The 21,979-nt window shown below is 62.5% G+C and carries 16 protein-coding genes; 7 read left to right on the top strand and 9 right to left on the bottom strand.

The window, feature by feature from the left end; genetic code table 11:
• Positions 1-82 precede the first annotated feature (82 nt).
• The 4 genes from BBD46_RS09135 to BBD46_RS09120 form a co-directional block, all read right to left on the bottom strand.
• A complete protein-coding gene (locus BBD46_RS09135; RefSeq protein WP_071401404.1) occupies positions 83-376 on the bottom strand; it encodes a hypothetical protein in 294 nt (97 codons plus the stop codon).
• Positions 377-445: 69 nt separating this feature from the next.
• Entirely contained in the window at positions 446-3,553 is a 3,108-nt protein-coding gene (locus tag BBD46_RS09130) for an FAD-binding and (Fe-S)-binding domain-containing protein (RefSeq protein ID WP_071401403.1), read from the bottom strand.
• 506 nt (positions 3,554-4,059) lie between these two features.
• Complete coding sequence (locus BBD46_RS09125) at positions 4,060-4,875, bottom strand: enoyl-CoA hydratase/isomerase family protein (RefSeq protein WP_071401402.1); 816 nt, start codon at positions 4,873-4,875, stop codon at positions 4,060-4,062.
• Positions 4,872-5,759, bottom strand: coding sequence for a 3-hydroxyacyl-CoA dehydrogenase family protein (locus BBD46_RS09120; protein WP_071401401.1), 888 nt, complete (start codon positions 5,757-5,759; stop codon positions 4,872-4,874). The genes BBD46_RS09125 and BBD46_RS09120 overlap by 4 nt, the downstream gene beginning before the upstream one ends.
• A 128-nt stretch (positions 5,760-5,887) precedes the next feature.
• On the opposite strand from BBD46_RS09120, the gene BBD46_RS09115 reads away from it, so the two are divergent.
• Both BBD46_RS09115 and BBD46_RS09110 read left to right on the top strand, forming a co-directional pair.
• On the top strand, positions 5,888-6,634 hold the full coding sequence (locus BBD46_RS09115) for a hypothetical protein (protein ID WP_071401400.1): 747 nt from the start codon (positions 5,888-5,890) through the stop codon (positions 6,632-6,634).
• A 184-nt stretch (positions 6,635-6,818) separates the two neighbouring features.
• Complete coding sequence (locus BBD46_RS09110; protein ID WP_071401399.1) at positions 6,819-7,961, top strand: thiolase family protein; 1,143 nt, start codon at positions 6,819-6,821, stop codon at positions 7,959-7,961.
• Between the two features lie 45 nt (positions 7,962-8,006).
• Here BBD46_RS09110 and BBD46_RS09105 read toward each other — a convergent pair whose 3' ends face one another.
• The 4 genes from BBD46_RS09105 to BBD46_RS09090 all read right to left on the bottom strand — a co-directional run bounded on the left by BBD46_RS09105 (position 8,007) and on the right by BBD46_RS09090 (position 14,526).
• Positions 8,007-9,146, bottom strand: a complete 1,140-nt coding sequence (locus tag BBD46_RS09105; RefSeq protein ID WP_071401398.1) for an acyl-CoA dehydrogenase family protein — start codon at positions 9,144-9,146, stop codon at positions 8,007-8,009.
• 230 nt (positions 9,147-9,376) lie between these two features.
• On the bottom strand, positions 9,377-10,948 hold the full coding sequence (locus BBD46_RS09100) for an AMP-binding protein (protein ID WP_071401397.1): 1,572 nt from the start codon (positions 10,946-10,948) through the stop codon (positions 9,377-9,379).
• 254 nt (positions 10,949-11,202) lie between these two features.
• Entirely contained in the window at positions 11,203-13,470 is a 2,268-nt protein-coding gene (locus BBD46_RS09095) for a TRAP transporter permease (protein WP_071401396.1), read from the bottom strand.
• 12 nt (positions 13,471-13,482) lie between these two features.
• Complete coding sequence (locus BBD46_RS09090; protein ID WP_071401395.1) at positions 13,483-14,526, bottom strand: TAXI family TRAP transporter solute-binding subunit; 1,044 nt, start codon at positions 14,524-14,526, stop codon at positions 13,483-13,485.
• Positions 14,527-14,687: 161 nt separating this feature from the next.
• On the opposite strand from BBD46_RS09090, the gene BBD46_RS09085 reads away from it, so the two are divergent.
• From BBD46_RS09085 to rdfA, 3 genes are all read left to right on the top strand, one after another.
• On the top strand, positions 14,688-15,851 hold the full coding sequence (locus BBD46_RS09085; RefSeq protein ID WP_071401394.1) for an acyl-CoA dehydrogenase family protein: 1,164 nt from the start codon (positions 14,688-14,690) through the stop codon (positions 15,849-15,851).
• A 368-nt stretch (positions 15,852-16,219) separates the two neighbouring features.
• Positions 16,220-16,984 (top strand): IclR family transcriptional regulator, encoded by a 765-nt coding sequence (locus BBD46_RS09080; protein ID WP_071401393.1) that lies wholly within the window; start codon positions 16,220-16,222, stop codon positions 16,982-16,984.
• A 444-nt stretch (positions 16,985-17,428) separates the two neighbouring features.
• Positions 17,429-18,052: a rod-determining factor RdfA gene (gene rdfA, locus BBD46_RS09075; RefSeq protein ID WP_071401392.1), complete on the top strand. Its 624-nt coding sequence runs from the start codon at positions 17,429-17,431 to the stop codon at positions 18,050-18,052.
• Positions 18,053-18,203: 151 nt separating this feature from the next.
• Here the strand turns inward: rdfA and BBD46_RS09070 are convergent, their stop codons facing one another.
• On the bottom strand, positions 18,204-20,192 hold the full coding sequence (locus BBD46_RS09070; protein ID WP_071401605.1) for an archaea-specific SMC-related protein: 1,989 nt from the start codon (positions 20,190-20,192) through the stop codon (positions 18,204-18,206).
• 415 nt (positions 20,193-20,607) lie between these two features.
• Between BBD46_RS09070 and BBD46_RS09065 the strand changes: the two genes are divergently transcribed.
• Positions 20,608-21,063, top strand: a complete 456-nt coding sequence (locus tag BBD46_RS09065; protein ID WP_071401391.1) for a hypothetical protein — start codon at positions 20,608-20,610, stop codon at positions 21,061-21,063.
• A gap of 107 nt (positions 21,064-21,170) precedes the next feature.
• On the top strand, positions 21,171-21,926 hold the full coding sequence (locus tag BBD46_RS09060; protein WP_071401390.1) for an SDR family NAD(P)-dependent oxidoreductase: 756 nt from the start codon (positions 21,171-21,173) through the stop codon (positions 21,924-21,926).
• Positions 21,927-21,979: the final 53 nt, after the last annotated feature.

The following is a 21,979-nucleotide window of genomic DNA, read 5'->3' as shown; positions in this document are numbered from 1 at the left end:
CTGGACGATCACTGATGCAACGCTAGATCACCCTGCTACAGCGTCGGACCGCCACTGCCAGACCGCAGCGTCGAACTGCGCCTCAGCCAAATTTCTCGTTCTCCGGATGCGTGGCGCTTCGTGCCTCTCGATGTTCCTGTTCTTGGCGTGCCTGTTGTGCCTGTGCGGCCTGTTCTGCGTCGAACTGGCCACTCTCACGGCCGAGCGTTCGTGCAAGCCAGACGGCACCGTAACTCACCGCGACGAACCAGATGACGGCGATGAGCACCAGCGACCAGCCGCCGAGAGCCACGATGGCGACGGCACCGACGCCACCGAGGGACACACCAGCAGCGGAGACTGCCTGTCTCGCTCTCGGCGAGAGCGTGGAGCGCATACGTGTCCGTTCAGTCTAATCGGCGATAAGTGTTGGGCAAAGAATACGTCTTCGCAGGGCGCTACCGAATCAGTTCTCGAGTTCCTGCTCGACGAGTTCGATCGGTGTTGGCGGCTTTTCGTCTGTACTCGAGCGGCCCTCGAGTTGGCTGCGACAGGAGGCACCGGGGGCGACGACGCGGTCGCCGTCGCTGTCGTCGACCTGATCGAACAGGATATCCGCGATGGCGTCGCTCATCGAGGCGTGTTCGGCCTCGTAGCCGAAACTGCCGGCCATGCCACAGCAACCGGAGTCGAGCGGGTCGACTTCGTAGCCGGCGCGCCGAAGGACGCCGACGGCGTGGTGGTCCTTCTTCGTGGCCTTCTGGTGGCAGTGGCCGTGGTAGGTAAGTGACTGACTGGGTGCGCTGTCGCCGTCAGCGCCGGCATCAGACGCGAAGTCGATCGCATCGTCCAGTCGGAAGACGTCGAGGTACTCACAGACGCCGTAGCTCGCCCCGGCCAGTCGCTTCGCGGACTCGCTCGAGAGCAGGTCCAGATAGTCCGACTGGAACATGACCGCGTCGGAAGGCTCGATGACGACGACGTCCCAGCCGTCCGCGACGAGCGGCGAGAGAGTCGCGACGTTCTCGCGCGCCGTCTTTCGGGCCTTTTCGAGGAACCCCTTCGAGAACGCCGGCCGGCCCGTGTCGTCGAGTTCGTCGGGAACGGTCACGTGAACGCCCGCGGCCTCGAGGACGCGGACGGCGGCCTTCCCGGCCGCCGGGTTGCTGTAGTTGGTGTACGTATCGGGGTAGACGACCGCCTTGTGTTCGGCCTCTGCTTCGGGGACGTGCGCGCCGCCGCGTTCCTGGAACCAGGTTCGGAACGTGACCGGTTCGAACGTCGGAATCGGGCGCTTCGAATCGATGCCGACGGTCGCCTCGAGGAGCGTTCGAGCGCCGGGGATCGACGCCATAGCGTTCGAGAGCGGCGCGAGCCGCGAGCCCCACCGCGAGAGCGTCGCGACGTTCGCGAAGAGGCGATCCCGCAAACTCGCCCCGTTTCGCTGGTGGTACTCGTGAGTCACTTCGGCTTTGAGCTTCGCCATATCGACCTCGCTCGGACAGTCGATCGCACAGCCCTTGCAGCCGATACAGAGGTCCATCACCTCCTCGACGAACTCGTCCGAGGTCGCCTCGTCGCCGTCCATCTCGCCGCTCATCGCCTGCCGTAGCGCATTTGCCCGGCCGCGGGTGGCCGTAATCTCCTCCTGGCTCGCACGATAGGTCGGACACATCACGCCGCCGGTCGTCTCCTGCTCGCCGCGACAGCCGCCACAGCCGTGACAGAGCTCGACCATGCCCTGCATGCCGTTGTCATTTTGCCACTCGAGTGCAGGCTCGAAGTCAGCCTCGAAGTCGTAGTCGGGATCGAACCGAAGGTTCTCGCGCAGGTCGGTCGGGTTCTCCTCGCGGAAGACGACCTGGCCGGGGTTGAGAATCCAGTCGGGATCGAACGCCGTCTTCAGGTCCTGGAAGGCCTCCCACAGTTCCTCGCCGTAGAGCTTGCGGTTCCACTGGGTGCGCGCGCGGCCGTCGCCGTGCTCGCCAGATACGGAGCCGCCCAGTTCGACGACGAGGTCGGTCACATCGTCCGCGATGCCGTGTAACTGGTCGAGGCCAAAATCGGTCTTCGTGTTGAGCAGCGGCCGGACGTGGAGTACGCCGGGGCCGGCGTGGGCGTAGAAACTCGCGTAGGTGTCGTGCTCCTCGAGGATGGCCTCGAAGCGCTCGACGAATTCGGGGAGCTTCGCGGGCGGGATGGCGGTGTCCTCGATGAACGAGATGTGCTTCTCGTCGGTCGTCCGCGAGAGCAGGATCGGGAGCCCGGACTTGCGGAGCTTCCAGAGCTTTGCACGCTCCGCCTTCTCGTAGGCCTCGAACGCGTCGATCGCGTGGTGGTCGGCATCCGTTGTCGGCGCGTCTGCGGCCGGCTCGCCCTCGGCCGTCGCGTCGGGACAGCGGTCGGCGAACAGGCCGGCGACTTGCTCGCGCCCGTGGTCTGCGTCGTCAGCGTAGAACTCGACGAGGAGCACGGCGTTCGTTCCCTCGGGTAGCATCTCGGCGACGGGGCCGAACTCGGCCGTATCGCGCGCGAGGTCGAGCAGTACGTCGTCTAACACCTCGACGGCGGCCGGGCTGTGTTCGAGGATCGGCGCAACGTCCTCCATCGCCTGGTGGAGGTCGGGATAACACAGCAGCGAGACCGCCTTCGTTTCCGGCACCGGTTCGAGCAAGACCGTCGCCTCGGTGACGATTGCGAGCGTCCCCTCGCTACCCGCGAGCAGCCGTGCGAGGTTGACGGAGCCGGGCTCGCCGGTATCGCCTGCGGTCTCGCCGCCGGGCAGGTCTGCCCCGCGATCCTCCGCGACGAGACGGTCCAGATTGTACCCCGAGACGTTGCGCTTGAGTTCCGGGTAGGCGTCCTCGACGAGATCCGCCTTCTCGTCCAGAATGTGTGCTACTTCGGCGTAGATTCGCGCCTCGAGGTCACCCTCAGGATCTGCCCGCTCGTCGATTTCCTCGCGGGTGACCTCGCCGAACTCGGTGACGGTCCCGTCCGCGAGGACGACCTCCGCAGATTCGATATAGGCGTCCGTCTTCCCGTACTTGAGCGAGTGCGAGCCCGTCGAGTTGTTCCCGATCGCGCCGCCGATGGCGCTCTTGTCGCCCCAGGCTGGGTCCGGCGCAAACTTGAGGCCGTGTTCGGAGAGCGTCTCGTTCAGCGTTCCGAGCACCGTTCCGGGTTGAACGGTCGCCGTCCGCCCGTCGAGGTCGACCTCCCGAATCGCGTTCATGTGGCGAGTGAAATCGAGCACGACGGCCCGGTTGACCGTCTGGCCCGCGAGGCTCGTCCCGCCGCCGCGCGGCAAGACCGGGATTTCTCGTTCGGCGCAGTACTCGAGTATCCCCGAAACGTCAGCGGTCGATTCGGGGAAGGCGACGGCGATGGGCGTCACCTCGTAGGCGCTCGCGTCGGTCGCGTAGAGCTGTCGAGAGTAAGAGTCGGCACGGACGTCGCAGTCGACGAGCCGCGTGAGGTCGTCGACCAGTGCGGGCCGATCGACGTCCGAACTTTGATAGTCGTAGGTCGCACGTCGGTCGGCGGCCGGGTCGACACTCGGCTCCAGAGACATACCTGACCCTTGCCCGTCGGCGGCTTAAATGATCGTCCTTTGCGGAAAGATACCGTGCCGGGAGTGACTGCTCCGCCATCACGATAGCGGCCAGAGATATCACTACTCAAATATACGTATTTTATGGACAACTCATTCAGTCAATTATCTCTCAGACCTCATCGAGGACGCTGAATTTGAGAGTCAGAGGCCGGGAAATCACCATCTTAAGATCCCTGTCCTGTGTAGTCGTCTGTCGACACCAATTATCCACTGAACGTGTTTTTGACGCTCCTGAGTACCCCTTCCCATCGAGGAGTTACTCGTCTACCCCCAGGCCCGACATATTTGATCGAGCACCTATTGACCGTGGTGTCAGAAAGGAGAATGCTGTGAAGAGAACGGCGGCGCGCTTCGTATACTGTCGGACAGAACTATTCGAAGATCGGTCGCGCTACTACGGCCATCACCTTCGGAGATGGCCGCGACTTCGCGACCGACTTCTCACTGACTTCTGTCCGGCAGTATTACTCGCCCGTGAACTCCGGCTCGCGCTTCTCGAGGAACGCCTCGATGCCCTCGTCCTTGTCTTTGGTCGCAAACAGCTGTACGAACAGCTCCGACTCGTAGTCGAGCCCCTCCTCGAGTCCCATCCGCGAACCAGCCTTCACCGCGTTCTTGGCGAACTCGAGTGCGATCGGACTCTTGGCTGCCATCGATTCGGCAAGGTCGTAGATGGTGTCGTCCAGGTCGTCCGCGTCGTGGACTTCGTCCACGAGACCGATCTCGTGAGCCTCCTGGGCGTCGATCAGGTCGCCCGAGAGGATCAGCCGCATCGCCTGGCCCTCACCGACGAGGCGGGCGAGGCGCTGGGTGCCGCCGCCGCCCGGAATGAGGCCGAGGTTAATCTCGGGCTGGCCGAGTTTCGAACCCTCGGCGGCGATGCGAACGTCACAGGCCTGTGCGAGTTCGCAGCCACCGCCGAGCGCGTGGCCGTTGATCCGTGCGATGACTGGGATCGAAGCATCGTCGACGGTCTCGTAGACCCGCGGGCGCTCGCTGGCCTCGCGCTGCTCGACGAGGCTGCGGTCTTTGAACTCCGTCACGTCCGCGCCGGCGACGAACGCGCCAGAGCCCTCGCCGCCAGTGAGCACCAGCACACGCACGGCATCGTCGTCCTCAGCAGCCGCGACGGCCTCCTTTAGTTCCGTGCGAACCTGGCCGTTGAGCGCGTTCCGTGCGTCAGGACGCTCGATCGCGACCGTCGCGACCTTCTCGGCGTGCTCGCCGACTGAGACGGAAACGAGTTCGAGTTCGGTCTCGAGCGCAGCGAGGTCACTCATTCGTCCGCACCCCACTCGCCGCTCATGCCGACGCGCTCGCCGTCCTCCCAGACGTAGAAGCCCTCGCCGGACTTCCGGCCGAGGTTGCCCGCGCGAACCTTCCGGCGCAGCGCCTGCGGTGGCTTGAACCGCTCGCCGAGTTCCTCGCGGAGATGTTCGGCGATGTGCAGGCGCACGTCGAGACCGACGTGGTCGCCGAGTTCGATCGGGCCCATCGGGTAGCCGTAGCCGAGTTTCATCGCCTCGTCGATGTCCGCCGGGCTGGCGACACCTTCCTCGACCATCCGGATCGCTTCGAGTCCCGTCACGAGCCCCAGTCGCGAGGTCGCGAAGCCGGCGCTGTCGCGAACCACGACATCCTCTTTCTCGATCTCGCGGACGTAGTCAACCGCGAACTCCTCGGTCCGGTCGTCGGTCTGCTCCGCGATCACGATCTCGACCAGGTCCATCAGATGCGGCGGATTGAAGAAGTGCAGCCCGACGACGCGCTCGGGGGACTCGAGTGCACTCGCCATTTCAGTCACGGAGAGCGAGGACGTGTTCGAGGCGATTACCGTCTCCTCGCCGGTTTCGGCCTCCACGTCGGAGAGAACGTCCTTCTTCAGGTCCATGTCCTCGGGGACGGCCTCGATGACGAGGTCGGCATTGGCGACGGCGTCGGCGAGGTCGGTCATCCCCTCGATGCGCTCGAGTGTGGCGTCCATCTCGTCTGCAGTCAATTTGTCCCGGTCGACGCCGCCCTGGAGGTTCTCGCGAATGCCCTCGAGTCCCTTCTCGACGAGGTCGTCCTCGATGTCTCGCAGGACGACATCGTAGCCCGCCATCGCGGAGACCTGTGCGATTCCGTGGCCCATACTGCCGGCTCCGAGTACCGTGACTTGCATGGTCGAAACCCACACGGGAGTCGATCAAAAGCGTTCCTGTTCGCACACTGCGCCAGTCTATTGCAGTATATGGGTGTCATATAGTTATCATCAAAAAGAACTTATCGAACACACATCAATCGAACTTAATGAACTCCCGTGCCCTCCTGATCGCAGCCTTCCTCGTCGGGATACTGCTCCCGGGAGCACTGATAGCGTCACCCGGCGTGTACTACGTCCCACTCGAGTCCCACAGTTACGGTATCGCCACCGACTCGACTGATGCGTTTCACTCGACAGTCGCTGAAGCCGACCTCGACAGGGAGAACGCGACGGCAGTTAGCGATCTCTCGCCCGCGACTCAGCGCGCGTTCGACGAGCCCCGCTCGGAACTAACGGACGGCGAATCCGGCTGGCAAGCGGTCACGGTGACGGTGTGTCACGACTCGCTGCTTGTCTGTCCGGCCTACGACGAAGCTCCTGATTTCCCGCACGACGGAATGACGGATCCCGGAGCGCGGACTGGAAATAGCTACGGACTCGTCGAGGCCGACGACGAGCAGTACGTTGTCGAAACGCGAGACGTAACCAGCCTCGGATTCGGTTTTTTCGTCGTCCACCCGATTGCGTTGAGTTCGTTCATGCTATACGCGTTCTATCTTGGACTCACGGCGATGCACTATCACGACTCACAGCCCGCGAGAGTTGTTGGCTGTACGGCTTACGGCGTGCTGTTGCTCTGCTGGCCGCTCGTCGTCGCCGCCGGGTACACGTTGGGGCTGAGTATATCCGTCCTGTACCTTCCAGTTGCCGCACTCGGCGGCATCGGTGCGACAGCCCTCTGGTATGGCGTCATCAGAACGCTCCTCAACCGGGCAGTGAATCGGGCCTGCTAGTGAGTTGCTGAAGGCCGTCGAGAGACGAACGGATGATGGGCCACTTTAGGACTCGCGACGGGATGAGCCTCAGTTCGCACTCGAGTACCCGCCCCGACCACCAGACTGCAACGTAAGCAGGCAGGCGATGTCTGCGGAGAACGGAGCGATTTTTATCACTCCCCCTGAAACACCGTGACAACTGATGAGCGATACCCAGCCAGTAGTCGTGCAAGCAGTCAGGACTCCACAGGGAAAACACGGCGGCGTCTTCGCCGAAACCGGCAGCGAGGAACTGTCTGTCCCGCTGGTCGACACGATGCTCGAGCGCACCGGGCTCACGGGTGCAGCTGTCGACGACATTCGGTGGGGCTGTGCGAAGCAGGTCGACGAGCAGAGTAACAACATCGCCCGCGTGATCGCGCTCTGCTCCGAACTCGGCGAGGACGTGCCGGGGACGACCATCGACCGACTCTGTGCCTCCTCCGCGGAGGCGATCATGAGCGCGAGCGACGCCATCCGCGCGGGCCAGCGCGAGGTCATCATCGCCGGCGGTGTCGAGAACATGAGCCGCACCGAGCGCCGGAAGGGGATCGGCTCCTACGACGGCATCGCCGAACAGTACGACGCGGCGGACCTCCAGATGGGCCAGACGGCCGAGACCGTCGCGGACCGATACGACATCAGCCGCGAGGAGCAAGACGCCTACGGCGCACGTAGCCAGCAGCGCGCCTGTGAGGCCACCGACGAGGGCCGCTTCGACGACGAAATCGTCCCGATCGACACCGGCGAACAGGTCGTCGAAGAAGACGAGGGTCTCCGGCCTGGTACGACCCAGGAGAAAATTTCGGGGCTGCCACCCGCCTTCGAAGAGGACGGCTCCGTTACCGCCGCCAACGCCTCCCAGATCTCCGACGGCGCGGCGGCCGTCATGCTCACGAGCAAAGCATTCGCCGAGGACAATGGACTCGAGATCATGGCCGAAGTCGGCGACCACGATGTCGCCGGCGTCGATCCCGAAGTGATGGGGATCGGTCCCGTCCCAGCCGTTCAGGGTATCTGGGAGCGAAACGGCCGCTCGGCCGGCGACTACGACCTCGTCGAACTCAACGAGGCTTTCGCGAGTCAGACGCTGTACTGCCAGGACGAACTCGGCTTCGACGACGACGTGTTCAACGTCAACGGCGGCGCAATCGCGCTGGGTCACCCGCTCGGTGCCTCTGGCGCGCGGCTCCCCGTCACGCTGATCCACGAACTCCGGAAACAGGGTGGCGGCCTCGGTCTGTCGACGATGTGCGTCGGCTACGGACAGGGAGCTGCAGTTGAGTTCCGGGTTCCTGAAGCCTGACGGCAGAAAACAACACGGAGAATAACCGATCGAAAACGGAGCCGCTTACAGCAACTGATCCGCGATGATGTTCTTCTGAATCTCCGAGGTTCCCTCGTAGATCTTCGTAATTCGGGCGTCACGGTAGTACCGCTCTGCGGGGTAGTCCGTGACGTAGCCCGAGCCGCCGTGGACCTGGATACCCTCGTCGGCGACCTCGACCGCAATCTCGCTAGCGAACAGCTTCGCCATACTCGAGAACTGCGCGGCGATGTCCTGGTTGTTCTGCTCGACTTCGGTTGCGGCGCGGTAGGTCAACGAGCGGGCGGCTTCGACGCGGGTCGCCATCTCGGCGAGCTTGTGCTCGATGGCCTGGAACTCCTTGATCTTCTGGCCGAACTGTTCGCGCTCGCCAGCGTAATCGATCGCGGCGTCGAGTGCACCCTGTGCGGCGCCGACCGCCTGGGAGGCGACGCTCGTGCGGCCGGCGGCGAAGAACTCCATCAGCTGGTAGAAGCCCTTGTCGACCTCGCCGATGACGTTCTCCTCGGGGACGCGCACGTCGTCGACGACGACCTCCGCGAGGTCCGAGGCGCGGATGCCGAGCTTGTTGTCGATCTTCTCGGTCGAGATGCCGTCAGTGTCCATCTCGACGAGGAACGCGGTGATCCCGCGGTGGCCCTCGTCCGGGCTAGTCTTGGCCATCAGAACGCCGACATCGGCGACCGTCCCGTTCGTGATCCACATCTTGTTTCCGTTGAGGACGTAGCCGTCGCCGTCCTTCTCGGCGACCGTCTCGATGCCGGCGACGTTCGAGCCGTGTGCGGGCTCGGAGATCATCGAACAGGAGGCCGTCTCGCCGTTCGCGACCTTCGGCAGCCACTCCTCTTTCATCCACTCGTCACCGAACTCGAGGATCATGTTCGTCCCGAAGCCGGCGGAGCCGACGGCCGAGCCGATACCGGGGTCTGCGCGCCAGAGCTCCTCCGTGACGATCGTACTCGATATTTTGTCCATGCCGGCACCGCCGTACTCGATCGGAATGCCCGGCGCGACGAAGTCGTACTCAGCTGCCTTCTTGCGCAGTTCGATCGGGTACTTCCCCTCGCGGTCGTACTCCTCTGCGACCGGCTTGATTTCGTTCTCGCCGAACTCGCGGACGGCGTCACGAATCGCGTCGTGTTCGTCGGATAGACTGAAAGCCATACGGGATGCTCGTGGGCAAGTTACAAAATAGCTTCGATGATTCCAAACGCTGCAAAAGATTCTGCCGAAGTTGTTACCACTGTAAAGTTATTCAGGAATCATATGCGAGTGGCTATCGGTGCCGACACTCGGCCAAGAGGCGGCGACACTGGCAGGTTGTGTCAGTCGCGATTGGTATCGTGAATCGTGGTATTCTCGGTTGTACTCGAGTCGCTTGCCTGCGGGTCCGCTTACTCCTCGTCGCGGATCTTGAACTTCTGAACCTTGCCGGTCGTCGTTCGTGGCAGTTCCTCGACGAACTCGACCTCACGGGGGTGTTTGTACTCCGCGAGGCTCTCGAGGCAGTACTGCTTGAGGGCTTCCGGTGTGGCGTCGGTGTCGGGCGTCGGCACGACCAGTGCCTTGACGGTCTCGCCGCGGCGTTCGTCCGGCACGCCGACGACGGCGGCGTCGGCGACGGCCTCGTGCTCGAAGAGCAACTCTTCGACCTCCCGTGGGTAGACGTTGTAGCCACCCGTCACGATCATGTGCTTCTCACGGTCGACGACGAAGAAGAAGTCGTCCTCGTCCCAGTAGCAGATATCGCCGGTGTGGAACCAGGTCGTCCCGTCTTCCTCGGTGAAGGCGTCCGCGTTCGCCTCGGGCAGTTCGTAGTAGCCCTGCATCACGTTCGGGCCGGCAATGACGAGTTCGCCCGTGATTTCGTGGAGGTCTGCCTCCTCTTCGTCGATTGGCCCCTCCTCGACGCGGGGAACCGTCTCGAAGTCGTCAGTGACAACCTTCGCCTCGACGCTGGTATCGCCGGGGCCGTCGAGCGGCCTCCCGATGCTGCCCTTTCGGCGCGCGCCCTCTCGGTTGGCGTGCGTGACCGGACTCGTCTCCGTCAGGCCGTACCCCTCGTAGAGTTCGACGCCGTACAGTTCCTCGAAGCGCTCGAGGACCTCGTGTGGGAGACTGGCACCGCCGGAGTTGACGAACCGGAGCGCCTCGAGTTCGTACGCCTCGGCGTCGGGCTGGTTGATCATGTCGTTGAACATCGCCGGGACGCCGAACATGATAGAGAGGTCTTCGTCTTCGATCAGGTCCATCACGGTCGGTGCGTCCCACTCGGGGATCGGGTAGTAGGCACCGCCGCTGTACATCGCGCCGTTCATCACGACGGACATGCCGTAGATGTGAAAGAGCGGCAGGGTGCCGACGAGGCGGTCCGAGGATTGGAAGCCGCCGTGGGGCACGTCGGCGTTGGCTTCGGTCGTCCAACGGATGTTGTTGTGGGTGAGCAGGACGCCCTTCGGCGTGCCAGTGGTGCCCGACGTGTAGGGCTGGACTGCCACGTCGTCGTCCGCACGGTCGACGATCGCTTTCGTCTCGTCTGCGAGGAAGCCGTCGAAGGCCGTCGCGCCATCGGCGTCGCCGCCTACGCTGATGACCTGTTCGACGTCAGTGTCGTCGAGCACGTCGCGGACGTTCGGGACGTTGTCCGCCAGCGAGACGACGGCTTTCGCCCCACTGTCGCCCAGCAGGTGGCCGATTTCGCGGGCCTTGTACTGCGGGTTCATCGGCACGACGATGGCACCGGCGCGCAGCGTGCCGTAAAACGCCGTCACGAACTGCGGCAGATTCGGGAGGTAGATGCCGACGCGATCGTCCTCGCCGATGCCGTTGTTCTCGAGTGCCTGTGCGAACTGGCCGGCGCGCATCCAGAACTGTTCGTAGGTGAGTTCGGTACCCTCGTAGACGATTGCGGGAGAATCGGGGTTCGATTCGACAGTCTCGGCGACAGTCGTGACGAGATTAGTCATTCGCTTATTCGTGAGTTGCGTGAGAACTACTAAAGGATTGCTGTCCGGTAGCGGTGACGGTGCGAGCGGTGGTGTGAAGGCGGTGTCGCCAGTCGCCGTTTCGCGACTCTCGTTGCGAGAGCAGTGGTACTGGAGACCGATGAGAGAGGTCGATGAGAGACCGATAAGAAAGACGAACCGACAGGCAGTGAGCGATAGTGCCAAGAATCGGAAAAGAGAGTCAGAAGAACCGATCGACGCTGCCGGCAACTGTCTTAGTCCGAGGTCGTCTCGGTTTCAGCCTCGGTCTGAGTTCCTGCGTCTGCGCCGGCGTCGGCGTCGATGTCGTAGCCGAGGACGACCTTCGCGTACAGCAGTGCGCCGACGATGGCCGCTGCGGCGACGACCTGGATTGCGACGCTCACAACCGAGCCGAACATCGCACCGAACGCGGCGATAGCGTACAGCCCGCGGGCAGGGTAGGAGAGGTCGCGTGCGCCGTCGAAGCCGATCGTGGCCACGATGAGCGCGACCGTCCCGGCGAGGACGACGGGGAACGCGAGCAGCGTCTCCTGGGACCAGGTGATGAGACTGTTGTTCGTCACGAACGCGAACGGGATGATGAATCCGGGCGCGCCGATACGAAGCGCCTGGATACACGACCGGACGAAGTCCGTGCCGGCGATGCGCGATCCGATCGCGACCGAAATCGCGACCGGCGGCGTAATTGCCGAGAGCATCGCGAAGTAGAAGACGAACATGTGTGCCGTGATGTCCGGCACGCCCATCTCGGTGACGCCGGGAACGACGAGCACGACGACCAGCACGTACGCGGCTGGCGTCGGCATCCCGAGCCCGAACAGGATACTCGCGATCATCGCGAGCACGAGCACGACGACCAGCAGTCCGCCGCCGAGGCCCAGAATACCGGTGCTCACACGCGGAGCAAGCCCGGTGAACGTGAGCATCTCGATGATGATTCCCATCGCGGCGAGGACGCCGACGAGCGGGGCCATCTCGAGTCCACCCCGGCGGAGGCCGAGGGCGATCTGTTCGATCACGCGATAGCACTCACGGAAAACCCAGTAGAATCGGTAGCCGATGGACGAGTACTCGGCGTTCATCTTTCGTGCCTCCAGGATGTCGACCGCGACGAGCTTCAGGCTGCCGACGAGGAAGATCGTCACGATACTGTAGAGGCCCGCATAGAGCGGTGTGTACCGCAGGACGACGAGCGTCACGATCAACACACCGAGCGGGACCGCGAAGTGGATGCCCTGCAGGAGCAGCCGCCAGTCGAACGAGCCCCTGTTCGGCGTCGTCCAGCCGAATTTGAGGATTGCGAAGTGGATCCCGATACCGACGCTCAGGTAGAACAGCGCGGCCGGAATTACGCCGGCCTGTACGATGGTGAGGTAGCTCTCGCCGAGTAGGTCGGCCATGAGGAACGCGGCAACGCCCATGACGGGCGGGAGCATCTGCCCGCCAGCGGACGCGACGGATTCGATCGCGGCGGAGAAGTCGTCGCGGACGCCCTGATCCTGCATCATCGGAATCGTGAAACTCCCGGTAGTCGCGGTGTTCGCTGCGGCACTGCCGGTGATCGACCCCATCACCATGCTGGCGATGACGGCGATCTGGACGACGCCGGTGCGTAAGGTCTTGCCGAGTTCCCGTCCTACGTCGAGGACGAAGTCCATCAGGCCGTAGGCCTTCGCGATCCCGGCGAACATGATGAAGATCGCAACCCACGTCGACCCGATTCCCATCAGGGTATCGTGGTAGACACCGGTGAGATCGATCGCCCCCTGTCGCGCGATGCGCTCCCAGCCGTAGCCGGTGTGGCGGAGCACGCCCGGCAGGATCGTCGCGAACAGGACGTGTGCGTAAGCGATCGAGACGACGGTAACGCCGGCGATGATGTTCCCGAACGCTCGGCGGGTCGCGTCGATGACGAGAACGATCAGCAGCGCGCCGACGATGAGGTCCACCTGGGTGTGGCCCATCAGGTGGACGTCCTCGTGTAGTCGTTCGAAGTTGAGTTCGACGTAGGCCGTCGCCAGGAGCGCGAGTGCGGCGAACGAGAGCGCAACGTAGGGGTCGATGCGGTCGTACGCCGCTCTGAGTCGAGCGACCTGCTCTCCCCAGGTCGAACCGAGGGATGAGACGACACCCGGCGTCTGTCTCGACCCCGAGACCGAAGTGGAGTCTGTCCTCGCGTCAGCACCAGCATCAGCTCCGGCGTCGACGCTGGCTTCTGCCTCGGCTTCCGCCTCCGCTTCAGCTTTGTACCGCCGTCTCACCACGTCGAGGTAGTACAGCGCAAGTCCCAGACCGAGGAACACGTTCGAGTACCGAAGCCGCATCCACATCAGCGAGTACGCGTAGTAGACCGTCCACACCGTGAAGGTAATCGCAAACAGCGTTACCAGCACGTTGAGCACGAGCAACCGCGTCACCGTTACTCGCCGCGGGATATCCGTCGCTACGAACGGCGGCAACCGGTCGTTGATCGGAGCTGCAAGTGGAATCGGGAGTTCCATCGTGACTCAGTCTCAGGGCTCGTCGGCGCGTTCGAACTCGTCCTGCCAGATACCCAGTTCCTCGTAGAAGTCAGCCGCCGCCGCGTGGAACGGAATATCGTCGTAGGCGTTCTGTAGCCAGAACTCCTCGTCCTCGAGTGGCGCGAGCACAGCGCTGTACTCCTCGAGCTCCGCGCGGTGCTCGTGCATGAGCTCCAAGAAGTCATAGACGAGGTCGTAGTCGAGGTCGGCCCGCGACATGAAGTTGTACGCGAACGTCGGACAGTGGACCTCCTCAGGGACTGCGGTTGGCGTGGACTCGCCCTCTTCGAGTTCCGCACCGTCGAAGGACTCGATGAGCAGGCGGTCGTCGTCCTCCCACTCGGCGAGGACATCGTCGTCGACGTCGAGAATCGAGAGGTCGACCGTGCTCATCATCTCCTGGAGCCAGCCGGGCTCGATGTCGAAGTTCATGTAGGTACCGACGCCGACGTCGAGGCGACCTTCCTGCATCGCACTGCTCTGTTCGCCGTAGGTGAGGCTCTCTCGGTCGTAGTCGTCGACCGCCGCGTCGAGGGCGTGCTCGAGTGCCGGCGCGGTACCAGATCCTTCTGGCGTCGGGGAGACGCCGTGGTCCTCGGTGATGTCCGCGAGGGTCTCGAGATCCTCGTTCGCGGTGCAGAAGAACCACGGGAGGTCGTAGTAGTGAAAGACCTGCGAGATCTGGAAGTCCAGGTCGCCGAGCTGGCCGATGCCCTCGGAGATTTCGTGTGCAGACCAGTTCTGGAGGTAGACCATCTCGGCTTCCTCGTTCGCGAGCGCGCCGATGTTGGCCTCGGTTCCGGGACTGGTCTGCGCTTCGGCGAAGAGGTCGTCGGTATACTCGTTGATGACCGCCGTAATTCCCTGATTTGCGGCGTAGGCGGTGGTCCCTTCCGTCGCGGTTCGCATTCGAACGGGGTCTCCATCCTGACTGTCAGAACACCCTGCGAGTGCTGCCGTGACGCCGGCACCAGCGGCGCTCAACACTGCGCGTCGACTCGTCAGTTTGGACTGACCACTAGATTGGTGTGCCATGCCATGCACGTCTGTAAGCCATTATTATATATGTACCGAAACAACTCTAAACACAGGAAATCTGTTCACAGTTCTTGTAAAATTGAGCGTGAATCAGGCGCACGCATGTGTGTGATAGGCAAACCACAATACCTATGCTTCCGTTGGCTGATGTTCAATCTATGCTGGATTTCGTTCAGCTCGAAGCGGATTTAGACCAGGAAGAACGGTTGATCCGGGACACCGCCCGGGAGTTCGTCGAGGAGCACGTCAAGCCTGATATTGGCGAGCACTTCGAGGAGGGAACGTTCCCGACCGAATTGATCTCCGAGATGGGCGAGCTCGGCTTCTACGCGCCCAACCTCGAGGGATACGGCTCACCGAACGTCTCCGAGACGGCCTACGGCCTGCTGATGCAGGAACTCGAGGCCGGCGACTCGGGACTGCGCTCGATGGCGTCCGTACAGGGTGCGCTCGTCATGTACCCGATCCACGCCTACGGCAGCGAAGCACAGAAGGAAGAGTGGCTTCCGAAGCTCGGCCAGGGTGAGGCCGTCGGCTGTTTCGGACTCACCGAGCCCGAACACGGCTCGAACCCGTCGGGCATGGAAACCCACGCCGAAGCCGACGGCGATGGCTACGTCCTGAACGGCTCGAAGACGTGGATCACGAACTCCCCGATTTCGGATGTCGCCATCGTCTGGGCGCGCGACCGCTCGGCTGAAGACAACCCCGTTCGCGGGTTCCTCGTCGAGACCGACCGCGACGGCGTTTCGACCAACAAGATCACCGAGAAGCTCTCGCTTCGTGCATCGATCACGGGCGAAATCGGATTGAACAATGTTCACGTGCCGGAAGAGAACGTCCTCCCGGGCGTCTCCGGCATGAAGGGGCCACTCTCCTGTCTCACGCAGGCCCGCTACGGCATCGCCTGGGGTGCGATCGGTGCAGCTCGCGACGCCTTCGAGGAGGCACGACAGTACGCCCAGGATCGCGAACAGTTCGGTGGTCCGATCGGTCGATTCCAGCTCCAGCAGCGCAAGCTTGCCGAGATGGCGACCCAGATCACGCTCGCCCAACTGCTCGCCTACCGTCTGGCCGAGCTCAAAGAGCGCGGCGACATGCAGCCACACCACGTCTCGCTGTCGAAGCGCAACAACGTCCGCATGGCTCGCGACCAGACTCGCGTCGCCCGCGAGATGCTCGGCGGCAACGGCATCACCACGGACTACTCGCCGATGCGTCACATGGCGAACATGGAGACGGTCTACACCTACGAGGGCACCCACGACATCCACACGCTGGTGCTCGGCGAGGAGCTGACCGGTATCAAGGCGTACCAGTGAACGAACGCCACCGTCAACGGTGACGCCGACGCCGGCGTCACCGGCACAACTCCACTTCGCCTCTCAGATTGCCGTCGCTTCCGTTCTTCTTGCTCTGTCTTTGTCGCTCTCTTTTCCGACATCCACACTGGCCTCCATCACCAACTGGTCTCTGCACACTCGTTTTTCGATCCTGTTCCGGAGATTGAACGCATCTGGTTGGATGGTGAAACACCACAGCCGCTATCTGAAATGCGTGCAGTAGGGTAGCAACCAACACAGATCGCAAACGGGCGTGGCTGTTCCGTGTGACACCGTCTGTTTCACGTTGAGGTGGTATCGTTTTACTCTCCGGAACATTCATTGGCGCGCCGCCGGAACGCGCTGCTATGTGCACCGATCGAACCGACCGGGACGACGCGGGGGTGTCGACGACTCGCAAGACCTTCGAAATCCTCGAAACGCTCGCAGACGAGGACGGCGTGACGATCACGGAACTCACACGGGAGACATCGTTCACCAAGAGCACCGTCTACCGCCACCTCTCGACGCTCGTCGACCTCGGCTACGTCGTCGAGCGCGACGGCGCGTACTTCGTCGGCTTTCGGTTCCTCGAGATCAGCGAACAGGCCCGGGGCCGCAAGAAGGGCTACACCGCGGCGAAACGGAAGGTGTTCGAACTCGGCAAGGAGACTGACGAGCGTGCCGTCTTCATCGTCGAGGAGGACTACGAGGGCGTCTACATCCACCGGTATGGAAGCCTCTCCGATACGATGATCGGCAAGCGACGTCCGCTCCACTCACTCGCGGCCGGAAAGACGATTCTCTCGGAGTGGGACGACGATGCCGTCGCCGAGTTCATCGACGCTGTCGGACTGGAGTCGAGCACGGACAATACCATCACTACCCCCGACGAACTGTACGCCGAACTCGAGACGATTCGCGAGCGCGGCTACGCGGTGAACAACGAGGAGTACATGGCCGGCCTCCGTGGCGTTGCCGTCCCGGTCTATACGCCGGACGAGACGCTGCTCGGTGCGCTGAGTGTGTTCGGGCCGACGAGTCGGTTCAAGGACGAGTACGTCCACGAGGAACTCCCAAATCGCCTCTGGGACAAGGCGGGCGAAATCAAAGTGACGCTGGCGTACGGCTGACCGCAGACACTGGTTGCAGTATCCGGTTTCTGCCCACGTTCAGCTTCTGCCGACGGACCACGCACGCAGACTGGGTTCGTTTCTGCGGAACAGACACGCGGTCCGGATCCAACCCGACCCGAACACGTCACGAACTGTCCGACCGGAACGCATTCTGTGCTCTCTGTCTTCGACATACGAAACGAGTTCCCACAGTGTCGGACTGTGAGCCATCGACTCTCCATCGCATATATTACCGCCAGTCGCCCCAGCATAGCTGACCCAGCTATCGGATGAACGTGTCCGGCATGCGGAACAGCTGCGGTCCGGGATCGACGTGCCACCACCGAAACGACTTTCGGCGACTGACCGAAAGTCGTCGCAACCGATGGACCACGAGAGTACTCGACGAGGATGGGACCGGCGCGCCCACCAGTCACCAGCGCTGGGGGACCCTATCGCGCTATGACCGACGAATCGTCGACCCCAGGACCGAAACCGAAAGTCGCACGCCTCATCGAAACGTACGAGCACGAACTTGCAACTATCGGCGCGGAACTCGAGAGCCGCTGGACGGATCCCGACACCGATGACAGCCTGCGGACGCTCGCAGACTGGTTCAACGAACAACTGTTACGGGCGGCACTCGCCGACGCCGATGTCGAAACGGTCACTGACGACGTCTCACAGCTCTACTCGCTGCTCACCGGCGACACCGGAAGCCGCGGCGAACGAACGCAGATCGAGCGCCGACTCGAACGGCAGGGCGTCGACGTGTCGTCGCTTACCGACGAGTTCGTCTCCTACGGTGCGATTCGCTCGTACCTCACCGGCTATCGAAACGCCTCACCACCGCCAACCGAAGGGCAAACGAGTGCGGCGACGACGGCCCGCACGATCGATGGCCTGCGCCAACGGACGGTCGCCGTTACGGAGAGCAAGCTCGATCGACTGCAGGATACTGACCAGCTCCGAGTCGGCCCACACCGGGTTTTTGCGGACGTACAGGTACTCTGTGAACGCTGTGGAAAACAGTACGACGTCGCGGACTTGCTGGCTGCAGGTTCGTGTGACTGTTACGAGTCCTGACGCCTGGCGAACGGACCGTCCTACCCTGCCCCGTTGCGCTACGAAAACACCGCCATCCGAAACGAGTACCCCACACCAGCAACCGAACTGTTTCGCATGTCGAACCCATAACACCGATACTGGTGTTACGGGATTGGCCAGCAAGCGATACTTAAATCTCGGTCACGCGATCGTACTCGTCGTCGATCGCCGCTGCGTCCTCGGGCAGCAAGGCGACGACGAGGAAGTCGGTGTGCGATTCGAAGTACTCCACGAGCGACGCGATTCGGTTCGAGTCCAGCGCCTCGAGCGAGTCGAGCAGCATGAACGGCACCTCCTCGTAGACTTCGTGGACGAGATAGCCCGCAAGTCCGAAGATCAGCCCCGTTACCTCCCGCTCACTCTCGCTCAGGTGATCGATTGTATCCTCGTAGGTCCGTCCCTCCGCCGTACTCCGGACGATGTGCAGGTCGAACGCCGTCTGCTCGACCTTTCGTCGCCCCTCGCGAACCGTCTTCCCAACCCGCTCGATCCAGATCCGGTCGATGTTGTCGTACTCGAGTACCTCGAGCACGGCGTCCATGTGGTCGTTGAACGACTCGACGGCCTCGCGTTCGATCCGGTCGATGCGCGTGCGCAGTTCCTCGAGTTCCTCGCGGATTTCTTCGCGGCGCGCTTCGAGGCGTTCTCGTTCGTCGAGGTCGGACTCGATCTCCTCGATCCGGTCGGTCGTCGTCTCGAGGTCGCGTTCGAGTCGCCCGAGGGAGAACTCGAGTTCGTTCGCGCGGCGGTTGAGGTCGAGGAGGCTCTCGTCGGCCTCGTTCTCGTCGTCTCCCGTGTCGGCTTCGGCCTCGAGTTCGGCGGCTTCGGTTTCGAGTGCGTCGATTTCGGCTTCCAGTTCCTCGCGGCGGTCGGAGAGGTCGTCGAGGCGGGCCTCGCGCTGGTCGATCTCGTCGCTGACGGATTCGAGGCGGCGGTCGACGCGTTCGTGGCGCTGGCGCGTCTGGTTGATCTCGCGGCGCTCAGCACGGAGGGATTCGATCCGGTCCTCGAGGTCGTCGCGCTCTGCGAGTTTCGTCTCCTGGTGGTCGCGCAGGCGTTCGATCGTCCCCTCGATCTCGTCGCGTTCGACCTGCGTTCCGCAGGTCCAACAGCGGACGGTTTCCTGGTCCTCGACGAGCTGGTCGGTGAGCGATTCGGCGTCCGACTCGTGTTCGGCACCGTCGGCGAGCAACTGTCGAATTTCGGGGTGTGAGCCCTCGAGCATCTCCTCGTTGAACTGGACGATGCTCTGGAGTTGGCTGATGACGCCGTCGATCGACTGCGACTGGCGTTGGAGGCGGTCGATCTCGTCGTCGACCTCCTCGCGATCGAGCGAGTCGAGAGCAGGGAGGTCTGCGCGTTCGTCCTCGAGTTCCTCGTACTCTCCGCGCAGTGCGGAGAGGCTCTCCCGTTCGGTTTCGAGATCGAAGCGGACGTCTTCGAGTGCGGAGCGGCGCTCACGGAGTTCGCTCAGTTTTTCCTCGAGTTCGTCCTGGCCTTCCTGCTGGGCGTCGGCGCTGGCTTCGGCCTCCTCGATAGCCGCTTTGACGGCCTCGAGTTCGTCGCGCTTGTCCTCGATCTTGGTCTCGAGGTCGGTGCGCTCCTGCTCGAGCCCCGGGAGATCGTTCGTGAGTGACTCGAGCCGGTCGAGTTCGTTCGAAAGATCGTTTTTCTCGTCGGTCAGCCGCGAGATTTCGCGTTCGATCTCGTCGGTGTCGACCGGCCGGAGAATGATCTCGCGCAGGTCGTCCTCCATCGTGACAGCGCGGCGAGCCGGGTTGGACTCGAGTAAGAACGCGTAGAGGTCGGCGAGTTTCGGCTCGTCGAGATAGGGATCGCCGTCGGTGACGACGGTGTTACCGGAGCGGGTGAGCGTGCGGGTGTAGGTCTCGCCGTCGAGTTCGAGTTCGGCGTACCCCTCCTCGGCGTCGGCCTTGAGCGATGCCGATTCCCCGCCGAGGGCGGCCATGAACGCCTGCAGAAGCGACGTTCGGTTCGTCGCATTGCGCCCGGCGAGGACGGTTATGCCCGACTCGAGTTCGACTGTCGTCTCATCGATCCCACCGATGTTCTGCGCCCGTAATCGCGCCTCGTGGGCAATCGACTCCTGTGTAGCCATCATTGGAATAACTTCCTAGCCGAGTGATAAACCTTTGGAGGGGAACGATTGGCTTTGGTTGGGTACTCGAGTACCGAATCCACGATTGGCTACGCGCATGTAAAAACCATCATAAAAACATTCTACTATGGAGTCAAATATGTAGTGATCAGGACCCGGGTTGACTAGCGTAGTGAACTGGAGATGGCTATACCACTATAGGTCACTCCCATCTACGACCACAGTCTGTTGAGAGATGAACTGACGAAGCGTACTACCCAAAAGATAACAGATTCAATAATCGTCTCCAAAAGCATCGACAGAAATAACAATTAGATCTATAGTACTATCTTTCAATCATCACCTTAGTACTACTTGTGTCGAGTTGATCCATCACGACTGACGATTTATATACGATTACGAAACCACCGAAGCTATGGCTTCACAACAGATGCCATCACGACGCGCGACACTCCGGACGATGACTGCGCTCGCAACCGGCCTGGCGGTTGGGAGCGGGAGTGTTGCTGGGAGTATCGATACACAGACTGATTCGGATACCGATGGACCGGCCGATACCGAGCGATACGTCGCCGTCGTCGACCGAATCGTGGACGGCGAACACGTCGTCTTGCTACTCGAGGAGGACGGGCAACTCGTCGACCAACTGGTCGTTCCGCGATCGGAGTTCGACAGCGTCTCCGAGAGTGATATTCTGGCTGTGATCATCGCGGATGACGAACTCATTGAGTATCGAATCCTCCCGGAACGACCCTGCGATATCGACACTGTGGCCGTTGCTACCGACAGTCAGGACGACCTGAATGATGATCGTGAGACACCGCCAGCGTCGTCACCGCAGACTCGAGGTGACCGACCCGACTGCCTGTAGACTACTGCTACCATTGTTTTTTGAAGCGAGTTGTTTCCCAAACAGCGGCAACTATTAGTGGTCAAACAATGAACGAATTTATGTATTGTCCGGATGATGGCGTACCCATGCGACTCGCTGACAAAACCGTGGTCATCACCGGTGCAGCGGCAGGGATCGGACAGGCAACCGCCGAGCGGTGTGCCGAGGAGGGCGCACACGTCATCGTCACGGACATCAACGACGACGGTGAGGCTGTTGCCGAAGCGATCGAGGAGGCAGGCGGCTCCGCCGCGTTCTATAAACTCGACGTGACCGACGCCGAACAGTTCCACGACGTGATCGACGAAATTGTCGCCGAGCACGGACTCGACGTCCTCGTCAACAACGCCGGCACCGGCCACCCCGGCGGCAGTCTGGAGACCATCGACGAATCCATCCGGGACTTCGTCGTCGACGTCAACATCAACGGCGTCTGGAACGGCTGTCACGCCGCGTTGCCGCACCTGAAAGAGCAGGGCCACGGCGCAATCGTCAACGTCGGCTCGCTGGCGAGCCTCCTCGGTCTCCCGAAGCAGGCAGCCTACTCGCTGACGAAGGGTGCCGTCCTGAACATGACCCGCGCTGTCGCGGCCGAGGCTGGCCCCTACGGCGTCCGCGCGAACACGGTCTGTCCGGGCTTTACTGAAACGCAGTTGCTCGACCAGTATCTGGCCACTCGAGACGACCCCGAGGCAGCGCGCGAGAAGATGGCCGAGGAGTACCCGCTGAAGCGCCTCGCCACGCCCGAGGAGATCGCCGACGCGATTCTCTTCCTCGCGAGCGACGAAGCGTCGTTCGTGACCGGACATGGGCTGGTCGTCGACGGCGGATTCTCGGCGTAACGCCGTCACGCGGGTCCCGTTTCAGCACGACGCGATCCAGTTGCAGCCGCATG

Origin of the sequence: Natrialba sp. SSL1 (assembly GCF_001861355.1) — an archaeon.
Taxonomy (GTDB): Archaea; Halobacteriota; Halobacteria; order Halobacteriales; family Natrialbaceae; genus Natrialba.
The sequence above is the reverse complement of the archived record's forward strand: the minus strand, read 5'-3'. Positions and strand labels throughout refer to the sequence as shown.

Excerpts from the sequence above, each read along its gene's own strand:
- BBD46_RS09135 (WP_071401404.1), bottom strand. The coding sequence starts at position 376 with ATGCGCTCCACGCTCTCGCCGAGAGCGAGACAGGCAGTCTCCGCTGCT.
- BBD46_RS09130 (WP_071401403.1), bottom strand. The coding sequence starts at position 3,553 with ATGTCTCTGGAGCCGAGTGTCGACCCGGCCGCCGACCGACGTGCGACC.
- BBD46_RS09125 (WP_071401402.1), bottom strand. The coding sequence starts at position 4,875 with ATGAGTGACCTCGCTGCGCTCGAGACCGAACTCGAACTCGTTTCCGTC.
- BBD46_RS09120 (WP_071401401.1), bottom strand. The coding sequence starts at position 5,759 with ATGCAAGTCACGGTACTCGGAGCCGGCAGTATGGGCCACGGAATCGCA.
- BBD46_RS09115 (WP_071401400.1), top strand. The coding sequence starts at position 5,888 with ATGAACTCCCGTGCCCTCCTGATCGCAGCCTTCCTCGTCGGGATACTG.
- BBD46_RS09110 (WP_071401399.1), top strand. The coding sequence starts at position 6,819 with ATGAGCGATACCCAGCCAGTAGTCGTGCAAGCAGTCAGGACTCCACAG.
- BBD46_RS09105 (WP_071401398.1), bottom strand. The coding sequence starts at position 9,146 with ATGGCTTTCAGTCTATCCGACGAACACGACGCGATTCGTGACGCCGTC.
- BBD46_RS09100 (WP_071401397.1), bottom strand. The coding sequence starts at position 10,948 with ATGACTAATCTCGTCACGACTGTCGCCGAGACTGTCGAATCGAACCCC.
- BBD46_RS09095 (WP_071401396.1), bottom strand. The coding sequence starts at position 13,470 with ATGGAACTCCCGATTCCACTTGCAGCTCCGATCAACGACCGGTTGCCG.
- BBD46_RS09090 (WP_071401395.1), bottom strand. The coding sequence starts at position 14,526 with ATGGCACACCAATCTAGTGGTCAGTCCAAACTGACGAGTCGACGCGCA.
- BBD46_RS09085 (WP_071401394.1), top strand. The coding sequence starts at position 14,688 with ATGCTGGATTTCGTTCAGCTCGAAGCGGATTTAGACCAGGAAGAACGG.
- BBD46_RS09080 (WP_071401393.1), top strand. The coding sequence starts at position 16,220 with ATGTGCACCGATCGAACCGACCGGGACGACGCGGGGGTGTCGACGACT.
- rdfA (WP_071401392.1), top strand. The coding sequence starts at position 17,429 with ATGACCGACGAATCGTCGACCCCAGGACCGAAACCGAAAGTCGCACGC.
- BBD46_RS09070 (WP_071401605.1), bottom strand. The coding sequence starts at position 20,192 with ATGGCTACACAGGAGTCGATTGCCCACGAGGCGCGATTACGGGCGCAG.
- BBD46_RS09065 (WP_071401391.1), top strand. The coding sequence starts at position 20,608 with ATGGCTTCACAACAGATGCCATCACGACGCGCGACACTCCGGACGATG.
- BBD46_RS09060 (WP_071401390.1), top strand. The coding sequence starts at position 21,171 with ATGCGACTCGCTGACAAAACCGTGGTCATCACCGGTGCAGCGGCAGGG.